Below are 14,482 nucleotides of genomic sequence, written 5' to 3' on the forward strand. Positions count from 1 at the left end.
GTTCTCGCTCAGTTGGTGGACTTTGCGCAAAAGCAAAGGTGAGGCAGCATGGACATTCGCGCAATATTGATGGGTCTGATCTTTGCGATGATGTGGTCCTCGGCCTTTACCTCGGCACGGATCATCGTCGTCGATATGTCCCCGCTTTTCGCACTATCTGTCCGCTATCTCATCTCCGGTCTGTTGGGCGTGGGCATTGCGTTGGCTCTTGGGCAATCCATGCGCCTGACACCGGCACAATGGCGGGCCACCATCGTTTTCGGCATATTGCAGAACGCGGTGTATCTGGGCCTGAACTTCGTCGCGATGCAGACGGTTCAGGCGTCACTTGCCGCTATTATCGCCTCTACTATGCCGTTGCTCGTTGGCTTTGCCGCCTGGGCGTTTCTGGGCGAGAAGCTGAAGCCACTGGGCATCGCTGGGCTGGTCGCAGGGGTCATCGGCGTTGCAATTATCATGGGTGCGCGGCTGGGCGGCGGTGGTGTTGATATGATCGGTGTGGGCCTATGCGTGATCGGGGTGATCGCCTTGACAGCTGCGACGCTATTGGTACGAGGCGCAACCTCGGGCGGGAATTTCCTGATGATCGTTGGATTGCAAATGCTGGTTGGCTGCGTTGCCCTAGCGCTGGCGACCCTGGCATTTGAAACACCGCGCCTGAACCCGACGTGGCCATTGTTTTTCGCATTTACCTATACCTGCCTGATCCCGGGCCTTGCCGCGACGATCATATGGTTCTGGCTGGTAAACCGGCTCGGTGCCACACGCGCGGCAACCTTCCATTTCTTGAACCCGTTCTTTGGCGTTTTGGTCGCTTTCCTCCTGCTGTCCGAATCCTTGGGTGCACGCGATCTGCTGGGCGTTGCCATCATCACTGCGGGTATTCTGGCCGTTCAACTGTCACGCCAGAGACAAGCGGCCGTCACGGAAGCCCCTAGTCCAGAAGTGGTTCAATCGCGCCGACGATAGCCCTGCTTTGCGGCTTCGCGGAAGAACCCCATGTTTGTACAACCGCGCCATCCGGCCCAATCAAGACCTTGTTAAAGTTCCAACGCGGGACAAAACCGGTCTCGGCTTTGACCGCACGGTAGAACGGATGCGCTTTTGATCCTCTGACGCGGGTAATATCCGCCATGGGGAGATCCAGACCAAAGGCAACCTCGCAAAATTCCTTCACCTCTTCAGAGGTGCCAAGCTCTTGGTTAAAGTCATCGGAGGGCACGGCAAAGACCACCAGCCCCCGCTCCTTGTAGGTGTCATAAAGCGCCTGAAGCCCTTCGTACTGCCCGGTAAAACCACATTGCGATGCCGTGTTTACCACCAGGACAGGCTGCCCGGCCCATTGGCTCAGGTTCAGCGTGCCCCCATCAATATTTGCGAATGTCATGTCGGGAGGGGCCGCCCAAGCCGCGCTGGCGATAACACTCAGCACAAATCCGAAAATCCAGCGCATTTTCATCTCCCTTGAGTGACCCATCGTAGTACGCATGGCCTTTTGACCTCTTTGACGGGCCGCGCTATGCGATTGTCCTTTAATTTCCAAGATAGCACCCCATTTAATAAGGCAACCCAAAGCGCCAAGGAGGACACAATGTCAAAGTACGAAAAACGCGCCGAAGTGGTGGACAGCCTGTCACCCGAAGAATTCTACGTCACCCAGGAAAGCGGCACGGAGCGCCCCGGCACCGGCAAACTGCTGAACAACAAAGAACCCGGCATCTATGTCGATATCGTATCGGGAGAGCCGCTCTTTGCCTCTGCGGACAAATACGAAAGCGGCTGTGGCTGGCCCAGCTTTACGAAACCGATTGAACCCGCCTATGTGGTGGACATTGAGGACCGCACCTTGGGCATGGTCCGCACCGAAGTACGCAGCAAGCATGGCGACAGCCATCTTGGCCATGTCTTTCCAGACGGCCCGCAGGATCGTGGCGGCCTGCGCTATTGCATCAACTCGGCCTCGCTCCGCTTCATCCACCGCGATGATATGGAAGGCGAAGGTTATGGCGAATATCTGAACCAGGTGGAGGACGCAGCATGAGCGACACAACAGAACGCGCAGTACTCGCAGGGGGATGTTTCTGGGGAATGCAGGATTTGATCCGCAAACGCCCCGGTGTCATCTCGACCCGCGTGGGATACAGTGGCGGCGACGTGCCAAACGCGACCTACCGCAACCATGGCACGCATGCGGAAGCCATCGAAGTGATCTTTGACCCAAGCGTCACGTCCTTTCGCGAACAGCTTGAGTTCTTCTTTCAGATCCATGACCCCACAACGCTGAACCGCCAAGGCAATGACCGCGGCATGAGCTATCGTTCCGCCATCTATTACGTGAACGAAGACCAAAAAGCCGTGGCGCTTGATACCATCGCCGATGTCGAAGCGTCAGGCATCTGGCCTGGCAAAGTCGTCACTGAAGTCGAGCCTGTCGGCGATTTCTGGGAAGCAGAGCCAGAGCATCAGGATTACCTTGAGCGCATTCCGAACGGCTATACCTGTCACTTCCCCCGTGCTGACTGGGTCTTGCCCAAACGCGCCGCGGCGGAATGAGCTTTCGGGCCACTCAAATTTAGGGTGGCCCGTCAAACGAACCTGTCTTGGTCATCAATGAGCAACCTTTGGTCGCCCCGATACTTCGACCGTAACCTCCGCTTCGATAAAGACTTCACGCGCTTCTACACCAGCAGTACGCAGGTCACGTTTTACATTCAGCGTGAGATCCTCGGCCCCTGCTAACCTTGCCTGTGCCATCGCTTCATCTTTCAAAACAGTCTCTAAAAAAGTCAATGCGGCTTCCTGATCTGCAAAATCTTGCGGACCGTCCTGCAAATGCACTCGAAACTTGCCTTCACTTGGCGAAGTTACCGTACCGCTTCGACGCATGGTGACTTTGCCCACCACAGCCCCGATGGCATTGGCGACACCCGCGTATTCCGGCACGATCATCTCGCACCCGAGCAGATCGCCAACGGCAGGGTAATAGGCCGCCGCCGAGGCACCAAGCCCCACAACCGACACGCTCAGTCCGGTCTCTAGCTTGACAAATCCGCGATGCCCCGCCATTCCGCGTTGCATCAGCACATGCCGCGCCAAAGCTTCTGGTGGCGCGTCAAAAGGCTGTGCTTCTTCGGCAAAAGCAGTCTCTAACAAGGCCAAAGCAGTCTGCTGCGTCAGCCGGTTGACAATCGTCTGTGCCACGTCTTCGGCGGTGTTCGACAGTAGATTTCCCGCTCCGGTCCTGCGCCGCCCGAACAATTGCAACGCTTTGCGTGCAGCATACGCATCCCAGTCTTTCACGCGGCCGAGGGCGTGGCTGGCATCCGATGGCGTGACACCGGCGACCTGCACCAGACCGCGCTCAACCAACCGGTTCAAAGCGCTGTGTTCAATCCGCGCCCGCAGGATGTCGCCCAAAGGATGCACCCTGTCCCCGATCCGCGCCAAAAGCTCGGCCTCTCGCGGTCCAAGGCCCTCGCGGCTCGTCCCCTGCACAGCTCGCACAAAGCGACCATCATGCTCACCAGGCGTCACAGCACGCAACTGTGCATCTAGTGCGGAATGCACGACCTCCGGTGCCTCAATGGCGACCAAGGATATCGGCAGCAACCGCTTCGGCCCGAGTGTGACCCCCCCTTGCAAACCTTCCGCGGTGAAATGAACTTCACTGTCGCCGCCCAAACCGGTGGTCCGCATTGCGACAGCTTCGACCATGGTGCGGAACGGCCCAACACGTGCACCCGCAGGATCAATCATCGGCCGTCCATCCCGTAGCAAAGCGACATCCGTTGTGGTCCCGCCAATATCGCTGACCAACGCGAGATCGGCCCCGGTCAACCATCGCGCCCCTACAATGGATGCTGCTGGCCCGCTCAATATCGTTTCAATCGGGCGTTCGCGGGCCTGCGCGCTGGAGATCAGGGCACCATCGCCACGCACCACCATCAAAGGGGCCGTGATGCCCAGCGCGATTAGCTTATCCTCGGTCTGGCTAATCAGCCGGTCGATCATCCCGATCAGCCGCGCGTTCAACACCGCAGTCATCGCGCGTTTTGGCCCGTTCAATTTGGCCGACAGCTGATGTGACGCCGATACCGGCCGCCCTGTAATCTCTTTGACCGAAGCCGCCACGCGAAGCTCATGTGCAGGGTTGCGCGTGGCGAACTGGCTGGCGACTGCAAAGCCGCTCACATCATCCTTATATGTCTCTAAAAATCGAATTAGACTCTGTTCATCCAGTGCTTTCGCCTCGCCTCCGGCGTGGTTGTGGCCACCCTCCAACAGCAGATAGGGATCCCCGCGCAGCGCCTCCGCCAAACCCTGTGCGGCAATATCCTTTTCCCTGAACCCGATGTAGATCAACGCGACCCGCCCGCCCTGACCTTCGACCAAAGCGTTGGTCGCAAGCGTTGTCGACAGCGACGCCAGCACGATCTCCTCTGGCGCAACTGCAGCCTGTTCCAAAACAGCAGAAACCGCCGCACCGACCCCGATGGCCAAATTGTGCCGGGTGGTCAATGATTTGGCAGATGCGATCACCGCTTCTTCATCGCGCAACAAGACTGCGTCCGTGTATGTGCCACCGGTATCAACACCCAAGAGCAAAGGCATGACGTCCCCTCTTTCTGCTTAATGACTGTGTAAGCAGAACAGCGCGACCGTCCAGCCCCTTAGCGTCAGTGCGCAGAGAGTTGTGTCACCGCCCAACGGGCCGCATCGGCAACTGTGGCATCTGCATCGTCCGTGAGACCCTGAGCCACGTGGCATAATGCAGGCAGACCGGAGTTTCCAATCGCATACAGCACATTGCGCACAAACCGGTCGCGCCCGATACGCTTGATGGGTGAACCGGAGAACCGCGCACGGAACCCCGCATCGTCCAAAAGCGCCAGGTCCGCCAAATTCGGCGCGTCGATCGCGGTACCATGATACCGCATATCGCTCGCCGCGACGGCAAACTTGTTCCAGGGACAGATCGCCAGACAATCATCACAGCCATAGATCCTGTTGCCCATTCTGGCCCGCAGATCGATGTCCACCGGCCCCTTATGTTCAATCGTCAGATAGGAAATACAGCGCCGCGCATCCAGTTGGTAAGGGACCGGAAACGCATCTGTCGGGCAGATGTCCTGACAGGCGGTGCAAGACCCGCAGTGATCAACCTCCGGCGTGTCGGGTTCTAACTCCAGCGTGGTAAAAACAGACCCTAAGAAGGCCCAATTGCCCCAGTCCCGGCTCAACACATTGGTATGTTTGCCCTGCCATCCCAGCCCCGCAGCCTGCGCCAACGCCTTTTCAGGAACGGGTGCGGTATCCACAAACACCTTCACTTCGCAGGGCTCCTGCGCAACCAGCCAACGTGCCAGACGCTTCAGCCGTTTCTTGACTATATCGTGGTAATCCCGCCCCTGCGCATAAACGGAAACCGCCGCTTTCTCGGGGCTTTCCAACACGGCCAAGGGATCAGATTTAGGCGCATAGCTTTCGGCCAGCATGATCACAGACCGCGCTTCGGGCCAAAGGGCCGCCGGATTGCCGCGCCAGGCCATCCGCTCGGTCATCCAGTTCATCTGGCCGTGATAGCCCGCCTCGACAAACCCGGCCAATCGTTCAGGCACCTCCGGTACCGCTTCAGGGCGGCACACCCGGCAGGCAACGAACCCTTCGGTCAAAGCCTGCGCGACAAGGCGTTCTTTCAGATCCATTCTCTGTTTGGCCTTATATACCGTCCGCACCCTCGACCGCAGCAGGGGCCAGCAATGAAGCGCCTAGAAATCCAGATCATTGTAGTGCTTGGGCGGCGGAAATCCGGGCACCTGATCGGCCAGCAAAGCCCGAAAGGCAGGGCGCGATTTGATCTTTGCATACCAGTCTTTGACAATCTCCGAGCGGTTCCAATCCACATCAGAGATATAATCCAGCGACGACAAATGCGCCGCCGCGGCGAAATCCGCCAGCGTCATATGATCGCCCGCCAGCCAGCGTCGGTGGTCCAGCAGCCAGTGCATGTAATCCAGATGATACTTGATTGCCTTGGCCCCGGCTTTGACGTTCTTGCTGTCGGGATAGCCTTCTTTCATCACCTTCTTATTGACCCGCTCGTACAGCAATTTTGACGTTACTTCGCTGTGGAACTTGTCATCAAACCAACTGACCAACCGCCGCACTTCGAGCTTTTTTGTCGAATCGGAAGGCAGCAACGAAGGCTCGGGCCGGGTTTCTTCGATATATTCGCAGATGGCGGCGCTTTCGGACATCATAATGCCGTCCAATCTCAGCACGGGCACTTTCCCGGCCGGATTGCGCCGCATGAAATCGGGGTCTTGCTCCCAATAGCGTTCCTCAACCAGCTCAACCTCGATCTTCTTCTCAGCGAGGCTCAGGCGAACCTTGCGGCAGAACGGAGAGAGAGGGACATGAAACAGGCGCGCCATTGGGGATACTCATGCAAATTGTGATAAATACTCAATGCCTGCTTACAGGGTCCAGTTCAACTCTCGAAACAGGCCGCCCGCCCGTCCGCGCGAATGGTCGCCGCTCCGTCACGGATCTGCCGAGCTCTGGAGTGTACGAAATTACTGGGCCTAGAGGCAGATCGCTTTTTGGGAGAAGGCAGGACCGCCGCGAGCCGGGCCGCCTGTGTTGCGGACAGATCGGCGGCAGAAACGCCAAAGTAGTGTTGCGCCGCTGCCTCGACACCAAAAACACCAGCATCGAATTCAGCGATATTGAGATAAACCTCGATGATCCGCCGCTTGGTCCACACCGCTTCGACCAAGGGCGTCATCATCGCCTCAGCCGCCTTGCGCACCCAAAGCCGGCCGTGCCAAAGGTAGACATTCTTGACCGTTTGCTGACTGATCGTCGACGCCCCGCGTGAGGACCCTTCGGCGATGGCCAGTTTGATCGCAGCCATATCAAATCCCCAGTGTTCACAGAAATTCGCGTCTTCCGCCGCAACGGCAGACCGCGCCATCACAGGGGCGATCCTGTCAAGCGCGACCCATTCATGTTCGACCCCTCCCAGCCTGCGACCTTCTGAAAACATATAGGCGTTTGTCGGCGGGTTGATCACAGCCCCCAGGGCGACCAGAAGCACAGCCACCAGAAAAACCACAGAAATCACTCGCAAAAAGAAACGACGAATCCGCTGGTCGATCCGCAGTTTCGGTTTCGTTTTCTTTTTCACGGATTTCGCGGGTTTGGCCATACCCCAGCTATAGGGGTCAGTCGGCGCTTTGTGAACGCTTGGCAATCGCCTGTGCCAGATATGTCCCGATCAGGGCCGATCCTTTGACTGAAGGGTGCGTGTTGTCCGAGGCAAACACCGTGGGATCAGCTGGATCAATCACATCTTCGGAATCAATAAATTGGACACCCGGCGTCGCCGCTGCAAACCGTGCGATCCGCGCTTCCATCCGCACCAGATCGTCCCGGCACCCTTTGAACGACCCCTTGCCGTTGCCCGCGTAATACCCCATCCAGATCACTTGTGCCCCGCTTTCAGCACGCATACGCGTGATAAAGGAGGGGATTAGACCGCTGGCTGCATCGGCGGCGATCAAACGGTCAACCGCCGCTGTGCAGTTTCCACAGCCACAATCACCAAAACCCAGATCATTGGCCCCGCCATCCAGCACAATCCAGTTCCAGCTGCCGCCTGGATATTGCCGCTGTATGTCAAAGCCGACAGCGCCAGCCAGACGCGAGGCATTGTCAAACTGTGCACCTGAAACGGCACGGCTGATGACTTGGCGGTTCAAGGTTCGTTCAATGACATCAGGAATGGCATTCGAGCCGTTCCACGCCATGATTGAATCGCCAAGCACAAGGATATCCCCGCGTTCTTTGGGTGCCTGCCCAGCGCATCCCGCAAGAAACGCAAGCAGGCACCCTATGATCGCAAAGATCCGCATCCTATTCGGCTGGCACCGCGGATTCTTCCACGCTAAGCGGAGCAGGCAGATGGATCAGCATTTCCTTCGGGCAAACCTGCAGGAAATTGTGCTTTTCGCTGTCCCAATGCTGTAGGATATCCGCAGCCTTGCGGCTGTTCGTTTCATCCAGATGCCGTTCCAGCAACGCCTTAAGTTGTGACATCCAATGGTCCACCGCAACAGGGCAGGTCACCAGTGTTTCGTGGTTCATCAACGGAGGTGCCTTGCCATCCGGGTCATAGAGGTAGGCCATCCCACCTGTCATCCCGGCGCCAAAATTCGCTCCGATTGAACCAAGGATGACTGCAACACCGCCGGTCATATACTCACACCCGTTGCTGCCGCAGCCTTCGATCACCACTTTGGCACCGGAGTTGCGCACGGCAAAGCGTTCACCAGCGCGGCCTGCTGCGAACAGATATCCATCGGTTGCCCCATAAAGGACGGTGTTGCCGATGATGGTGTTGTCCGCCGCAACGATACTGCTCGACATGGTGGGGCGCACAACAATTGTGCCGCCCGAAAGGCCCTTACCAACATAGTCATTGGCATCACCCGCCACTTCCAGCTTGAGCCCCGGTGCCGCAAAGGCACCAAGCGACTGTCCGGCAGACCCGGTCAGCTTGACCGTCAGGTGATCCGGTTGCAAATTGTTGCGCATCCCGAACTTCTTGACGATATGGCTCGACAGCCGTGTGCCAACCGTGCGGTGTGTGTTCTGAACCGCATAAGACAGCTGCATCTTTTCGCCATCCTCAAGGAACCGCGCCGCATCGCGCACGATTTGTGCATCCAATGTATCAAGCACTGCGTTGCGCGGCTTGTCGCGGTCATAGACGTTGTCATGCGCCCCATCGACAGTGACGAGCAGCGGGTTCAAGTCCAGATCATCCAGATGCGCGGACCCGCGAGAGACTTGCGTCAGCAAGTCAGCACGGCCAATGACATCGTCCAGCGACCGCGCACCGATGCTGGCGAGGATCTCGCGTACTTCGGTGGCATAGAAGGTGATAAGGTTCACAACCTTATCCGCACTACCGGTGAACTTGTCGCGCAGGGCTTCGTCTTGGGTACAGACCCCGACAGGGCAGGTGTTGCTCTGGCACTGACGCACCATAATACAGCCCATCGCGATCAGTGCCGCAGTACCAATACCGTATTCCTCGGCTCCCAGCATCGCCGCCATCACGATATCACGCCCTGTGCGCAGCCCACCGTCGGTGCGCAGCGTCACACGGTCCCGCAGATTGTTCATGCTCAACACCTGATGCGCCTCGGTCAGGCCCATCTCCCACGGCAGACCCGCGTATTTGATGCTGGTCGCAGGGCTGGCACCCGTGCCGCCGTTGTGCCCGGAAATCAGGATCACATCCGCCTTGGCCTTGGCCACACCCGCCGCAATCGTGCCAACGCCCGAGGACGCAACCAGCTTGACTGTCACCTTACAGCGCGGATTGATCTGCTTGAGGTCGTAGATCAGCTGCGCCAGATCCTCGATCGAATAGATGTCGTGGTGCGGCGGCGGTGAAATCAGCGTCACACCCTTGGTCGAATGGCGCAACCGCGCGATCAGGTCGGTGACCTTCATCCCCGGCAACTGCCCACCCTCACCGGGCTTGGCGCCCTGTGCGACCTTGATCTCAAGCTCTTCGCATTGGTTCAGATATTCGGCGGTCACACCGAAGCGACCCGAGGCGACCTGCTTGATCTTCGCGCTCGGATTGTCTCCGTTCGGCTCCGGCACAAAATGCGCTGGGTCTTCGCCGCCTTCACCACTGTCAGACTTCGCTCCGATCCGGTTCATCGCCACGTTCAGCGTCTTGTGCGCCTCGGGGCTAAGTGCCCCCAGCGACATGCCCGGCGTCACAAACCGCTTGCGGATCGAGGTGATGCTTTCGACCTCTTCCAGCCCGATGGCATCGCCCAAAGGTTTGATGTCCAGCAGGTCACGCAGATGGATTGGTGGGTTGCTTTGCATCTTCTTCGAATACTGCTGCCACATCTGGTAAGAGGCTCTGTTGCAGGCCATTTGCAGCAAGTGCATCGACGAGGCTTCCCAAGCGTGCGTCTCGCCGCTGGTGCGGGATTTGTAGAAACCGCCGATTGGCAGCACCACGCCGTCGCCCTGCCAGCCCTTCGCATGGACCTCTTCGGCCTTGCGCTGAATACCGGTGACACCGATGCCGGAAATCCGGCTGGTCATGCCGGGGAAATATTCGGCACACATGGCGCGCGACAGGCCCACAGCCTCAAAGTTCAGACCACCGCGATAGGACGACACAACGGAAATCCCCATCTTGGCCATGATCTTGAGCAGACCCTGATCAATCGCCTCGCGGTAACGCTGGATGGCCCCGGTTAGGGTCTGATCCAAGAGACCGCGTTCGATCCGGTCATTCAGCGAATCCTCGGCGAGGTAGGCGTTGACCACGGTCGCACCACAACCGATCAGCACAGCAAAATAATGCGGATCGACACATTCAGCCGACCGCACGTTCAGCGAGGTAAACGTCCGCAGCCCTTTGCGCGTCAAATGGCTGTGCACTGCCGAAGTCGCGAGGATCATCGGCATCGCCACATTGTCCGCATCACTCAGATGATCGGTCAGGATGATATGCCCTGCACCCGAACGTACGGCATCCTCTGCCTCTGCGCGGATACGCTGCAAACCCTCGTTCAACGTTCCTTCACCAGCGGGGAAGGTACAGTCGATGGTGACCATCTGTGCGTTAAAGTGCTCAAAGAGCGCCTCGAACTGGGCATTGCCGACAAAGGGGCTGTCCAGCACCAGGATTTCGGTCTGCGAGCTGTCTTCGTCCAGCACGTTCTTGAGGTTCCCGAACCGTGTCTTGAGGCTCATCACACGGAATTCGCGCAGGGAGTCGATTGGCGGGTTTGTCACCTGAGAAAAATTCTGCCGGAAATAATGGCTTAGTGGACGGTACTGTTTGGACAGCACAGCCGAGGGCGTATCATCGCCCATAGAGGCCAGCGTTTCCTTGGCGTCCTCGGCCATCGGGGCCAAAATCTGCTCAAGATCTTCGATGGAATAGCCCGCGGCGACCTGACGGCGACGCAACTCGGTTCCGGTAAAGACAGGGGTCTCGGTCACCTCCGCCAAAGGCGTATCAAGCTCGACAATCTTGTCGACCCAGTCGCCAAAGGGCAAAGCAGCAGACAGCTTGTTCTTGATCTTGGTATCGGTGAAGAGCTTGCCCTTCTTCATATCCACCGCGATCATCTGACCGGGACCAAGCGCGCCTTTCTGCACAACATCCGCTTCATCGAGTGGCACCATGCCCGCCTCGGACCCGGCGATAAGCATACCGCCCGCCGTTACGACAAAACGCATGGGCCGCAGACCGCTGCGGTCCAGTCCGGCGCAGACCCAGCGCCCGTCGGTCATCGCCAGCGCAGCAGGACCATCCCAAGGCTCCATCACAGAGTTGCAATAGGAATACATATCCTGCCAGGCCTTTGGCAGTTCAACGGTCTGCTTGGACCACGACTCCGGTACCAGCATCGTTTTGGCCATTGGCGCCGAACGCCCAGCGCGAACCAAGACCTCAAACACCGAATCCAGCGCGGCGGAGTCGGACGACCCTGCGGGCACAATCGGCTTGATATCATCAGCCATCTCACCAAATTCACCTGAGGCCATGCGGATCTCGTGGCTCTTCATCCAGTTAAGGTTGCCCTTCAGCGTGTTGATCTCGCCGTTGTGCGCCAACATGCGGAACGGCTGCGCCAGCCACCACTGCGGGAAAGTGTTGGTGGAATAGCGCTGGTGATAGATCGCAAAGGCACTCTCGAAACGTTCGTCCAAAAGGTCGGGATAGAACTCCGCCACCTGTTCGGCCAACATCATCCCTTTGTAGATGATGCTACGGCAGGACATTGACGCGATGTACATTTGGGGTACCTGAGCGGCAATCGCGGCCTTCTCGATCCGGCGGCGGATCACATAGAGTTCACGCTCGAAAGTCTCCTCACCCACACCCTTGGAATTTGAAATCAGGATCTGCTCGATCTCGGGCCGTGTTGCGTTGGCCTTCTCGCCCAGACAGGAAATATCCACCGGCACATGACGCCAGCCATAGATGTAATACCCCATGCGCAGAACTTCGGTTTCCACGATGGTCCGGCAGGTTTCCTGCGCGGCAAAATTGGTCCGGGGCAGAAACACCTGACCCACGGCAATCAGCTCGTTCTCGCGGGGCTTGTGACCGGTGCGGCGCACTTGATCATAAAAGAACGGCACCGGTATTTGAACATGGATGCCCGCGCCATCGCCGGTCTTGCCATCGGCATCGACAGCACCGCGATGCCAGATCGCCTTGAGCGCCTTGATCCCGTTTTCCACAACAGACCGGCTGCGCGATCCGTCAATGTTGACGACCAGACCCACACCGCAAGACGAATGTTCCTCTTCGGGAGAATACAAACCCGTCTCGGCCATCATCGCCCGCTTTGCTTCTTCACGTGCGACCCATGCGTCATCATACTTGGTCATCGGGTTTCTCCTTCACTGGGCGCAAACAGCGCGATTGTCTCTTGTGTCGTCATCTTCCGGTGGTCTCCGGCCAGATGATAGCCTTGCGGACAGCGGTCCGCGAAGTATTCCAATTCCAATGGGGCACCGCCTGCGTTATCGAACAACCCCGCCGACAGGTTGCGTGCCCCATCATGTAGCGTGCGGTAAAAGATGGTCGATCCGCAGGAGCCGCAAAATCCACGCTCTGCCCAATCTGATGAGGCGTAGGTTTGAACATCCCCCGCCACCTCAATGCTGTCCGTGTCGAGTCCAATAGACATGAACATCGAACTGGTGTGCTTGCGACACATATCGCAATGACACGCCCGAACCATCGGCCGCGCCATCGTACCGCGCACCGTGATTGCCCCGCACAGGCAGCAACCTTCGATCTGGTTCAGGTTTGGCGCATCGCCCATGCTTCACCCTTTTTCAAATACCATCCGACACCGGCCACGGGCTAAAACAGATACGTTCAGCCCCAGTGCCGAATGCCGTGCCATGACCCTGTTTATTCCGCCGCCATCATCGCGTTGCTGTCGAATTTCTCAAGGATCGCCTGCGCACAATCGCGTCCGTCCTTGATCGCCCAAACGACCAACGATGCACCGCGCACAATATCGCCAACCGCATAGACACCCTCGACCGCCGTGGCACCGGTCACATACTCGGTCTTTACCGTGCCCCAGCGTGTGACCGGCAAATCGGGCTCCCCCCACAGCGTGGGCAGATCTTCGGGCTCGAACCCGAGCGCCATAATCACCAGATCAGCATCTTCGACGTAATCTGCGCCCTCGATCACCTCCGGAGCTTGCCGCCCGGTCGCATCGGGCGCGCCAAGGCGCATCTTTTGCACCATGACACCCGTCACCGGATCGCCGACAAAACCCTTGGGCGCTGTCAGCCATTCGAACTGCACGCCCTCTTCTTCGGCATTTGCCACCTCGCGCTGGCTGCCCGGCATGTTGGCGCGGTCACGACGATAAAGGCACTTGACGCTTTCCGCACCCTGCCGGATCGACGTGCGTACGCAATCCATCGCAGTATCGCCACCGCCGATCACCACGACCCGCTTGCCCTTTGCATTAAAGCGCCCGCTCTCGAATTCTTCGACCGCATCGCCAAAGCTTTTGCGGTTGCTGATCGTCAGGAAATCAATTGCCCGCTCTACGCCGAGACCGCCAACACCGGGGGCCTGTAGGTCTCGTGTTTTGTAAACGCCCGTGGCGATGATCACCGCATCATGCTTCGCGCGGATGTCAGCAAAGCTGATGTCGGTGCCCACATCGCAATTCAGCTCAAAGGTTACACCACCCTCTTGCAACTGATCGTTACGGCGCATGACGACGTCTTTTTCCAGTTTGAAACCGGGAATACCGTAGGTCAGCAAACCTCCTGCGCGGTCATAACGATCATAGATCGTGACCTGCACGCCTTGACGGCGCAACACATCAGCCGCCGCCAGACCACCGGGGCCGGCACCGATGATACCCACGCTTTCGGTCCGTTCCACCTGTGGCTTGATCGGCTGAACCCAGCCTTCTTCCCATGCGGTATCGGTAATGTATTTTTCGACGGACCCAATGGTAACGGTGCCGTGACCAGATTGCTCGATCACGCAGTTGCCTTCGCACAGACGGTCCTGTGGGCAGATACGTCCGCAGATCTCGGGGAAGGTGTTGGTCATCTGGCTGACCTCATAGGCTTCCTGCAACCGCCCTTCGGCGGTCAGACGCAGCCAGTCGGGAATATTGTTATGCAGCGGGCAATGGCTTTGGCAATAGGGCACGCCGCATTGGCTACAACGGCTCGATTGCTCCGCCGCCTTTGCAGTGGCATATTCCGCATAGATCTCTTTGAAGTCGGTGCGACGCAGGTCCGGTGGCCGCTTTTCCGGCATATCCCGTTCAATCTTGGTGAATTTCAGCATCGGCTGCTCTGCCATCGTACCATCCTTCGTAAACTGCCAGACCCAACCCCTATCCGAAGTGGTATCCAGATAAAAGACAGC

Annotated in this window: 12 protein-coding genes; 3 read left to right on the plus strand and 9 right to left on the minus strand. The window is 58.2% G+C overall.

Annotated features, from left to right (window positions below; translation table 11 throughout):
• The first annotated feature begins 48 nt into the window (after window positions 1-48).
• Window positions 49-969, plus strand: a complete 921-nt coding sequence (locus Z945_RS0108515; protein ID WP_025051682.1) for a DMT family transporter — start codon at window positions 49-51, stop codon at window positions 967-969.
• Here the strand turns inward: Z945_RS0108515 and Z945_RS0108520 are convergent.
• Window positions 935-1,453 carry a glutathione peroxidase gene (locus Z945_RS0108520; protein WP_025051683.1) on the minus strand — a complete coding sequence of 173 codons (519 nt, stop codon included), beginning with the start codon at window positions 1,451-1,453 and terminating at the stop codon, window positions 935-937. The two genes, Z945_RS0108515 and Z945_RS0108520, sit on opposite strands and share 35 nt — an antisense overlap.
• A 138-nt stretch (window positions 1,454-1,591) precedes the next feature.
• Here Z945_RS0108520 and msrB point away from each other — a divergent pair, with 138 nt between their 5' ends.
• A complete protein-coding gene (gene msrB, locus Z945_RS0108525; protein WP_025051684.1) occupies window positions 1,592-2,041 on the plus strand; it encodes a peptide-methionine (R)-S-oxide reductase MsrB in 450 nt (149 codons plus the stop codon).
• Window positions 2,038-2,553: a peptide-methionine (S)-S-oxide reductase MsrA gene (gene msrA, locus Z945_RS0108530; protein ID WP_025051685.1), complete on the plus strand. Its 516-nt coding sequence runs from the start codon at window positions 2,038-2,040 to the stop codon at window positions 2,551-2,553. The genes msrB and msrA overlap by 4 nt, the downstream gene beginning before the upstream one ends.
• A gap of 54 nt (window positions 2,554-2,607) precedes the next feature.
• Here msrA and Z945_RS0108535 read toward each other — a convergent pair whose 3' ends face one another.
• The 8 genes from Z945_RS0108535 to Z945_RS0108570 form a co-directional block, all read right to left on the minus strand.
• Window positions 2,608-4,611 (minus strand): hydantoinase/oxoprolinase N-terminal domain-containing protein, encoded by a 2,004-nt coding sequence (locus tag Z945_RS0108535; RefSeq protein ID WP_025051686.1) that lies wholly within the window; start codon window positions 4,609-4,611, stop codon window positions 2,608-2,610.
• Window positions 4,612-4,676: 65 nt separating this feature from the next.
• Complete coding sequence (gene queG / locus Z945_RS0108540) at window positions 4,677-5,705, minus strand: tRNA epoxyqueuosine(34) reductase QueG (RefSeq protein WP_025051687.1); 1,029 nt, start codon at window positions 5,703-5,705, stop codon at window positions 4,677-4,679.
• Between the two features lie 63 nt (window positions 5,706-5,768).
• Window positions 5,769-6,434 (minus strand): FtsZ-binding protein FzlA, encoded by a 666-nt coding sequence (gene fzlA, locus Z945_RS0108545; protein WP_025051688.1) that lies wholly within the window; start codon window positions 6,432-6,434, stop codon window positions 5,769-5,771.
• A 56-nt stretch (window positions 6,435-6,490) separates the two neighbouring features.
• Window positions 6,491-7,210 (minus strand): monofunctional biosynthetic peptidoglycan transglycosylase, encoded by a 720-nt coding sequence (gene mtgA, locus Z945_RS0108550; protein WP_025051689.1) that lies wholly within the window; start codon window positions 7,208-7,210, stop codon window positions 6,491-6,493.
• Window positions 7,211-7,226: 16 nt separating this feature from the next.
• Entirely contained in the window at window positions 7,227-7,829 is a 603-nt protein-coding gene (locus Z945_RS0108555) for an SGNH/GDSL hydrolase family protein (RefSeq protein ID WP_241434484.1), read from the minus strand.
• 88 nt (window positions 7,830-7,917) lie between these two features.
• Window positions 7,918-12,450: a glutamate synthase large subunit gene (gene gltB, locus Z945_RS0108560; RefSeq protein WP_025051691.1), complete on the minus strand. Its 4,533-nt coding sequence runs from the start codon at window positions 12,448-12,450 to the stop codon at window positions 7,918-7,920.
• Entirely contained in the window at window positions 12,447-12,890 is a 444-nt protein-coding gene (locus tag Z945_RS0108565) for a GFA family protein (RefSeq protein WP_037970811.1), read from the minus strand. The genes gltB and Z945_RS0108565 overlap by 4 nt, the downstream gene beginning before the upstream one ends.
• Window positions 12,891-12,982: 92 nt before the next feature.
• Window positions 12,983-14,416 (minus strand): NAD(P)-dependent oxidoreductase, encoded by a 1,434-nt coding sequence (locus tag Z945_RS0108570; protein ID WP_025051693.1) that lies wholly within the window; start codon window positions 14,414-14,416, stop codon window positions 12,983-12,985.
• Window positions 14,417-14,482 lie beyond the last annotated feature (66 nt).

Origin of the sequence: Sulfitobacter noctilucae, assembly GCF_000622365.1 — a bacterium.
In the GTDB taxonomy this organism is placed as follows: domain Bacteria; phylum Pseudomonadota; class Alphaproteobacteria; order Rhodobacterales; family Rhodobacteraceae; genus Sulfitobacter; species Sulfitobacter noctilucae.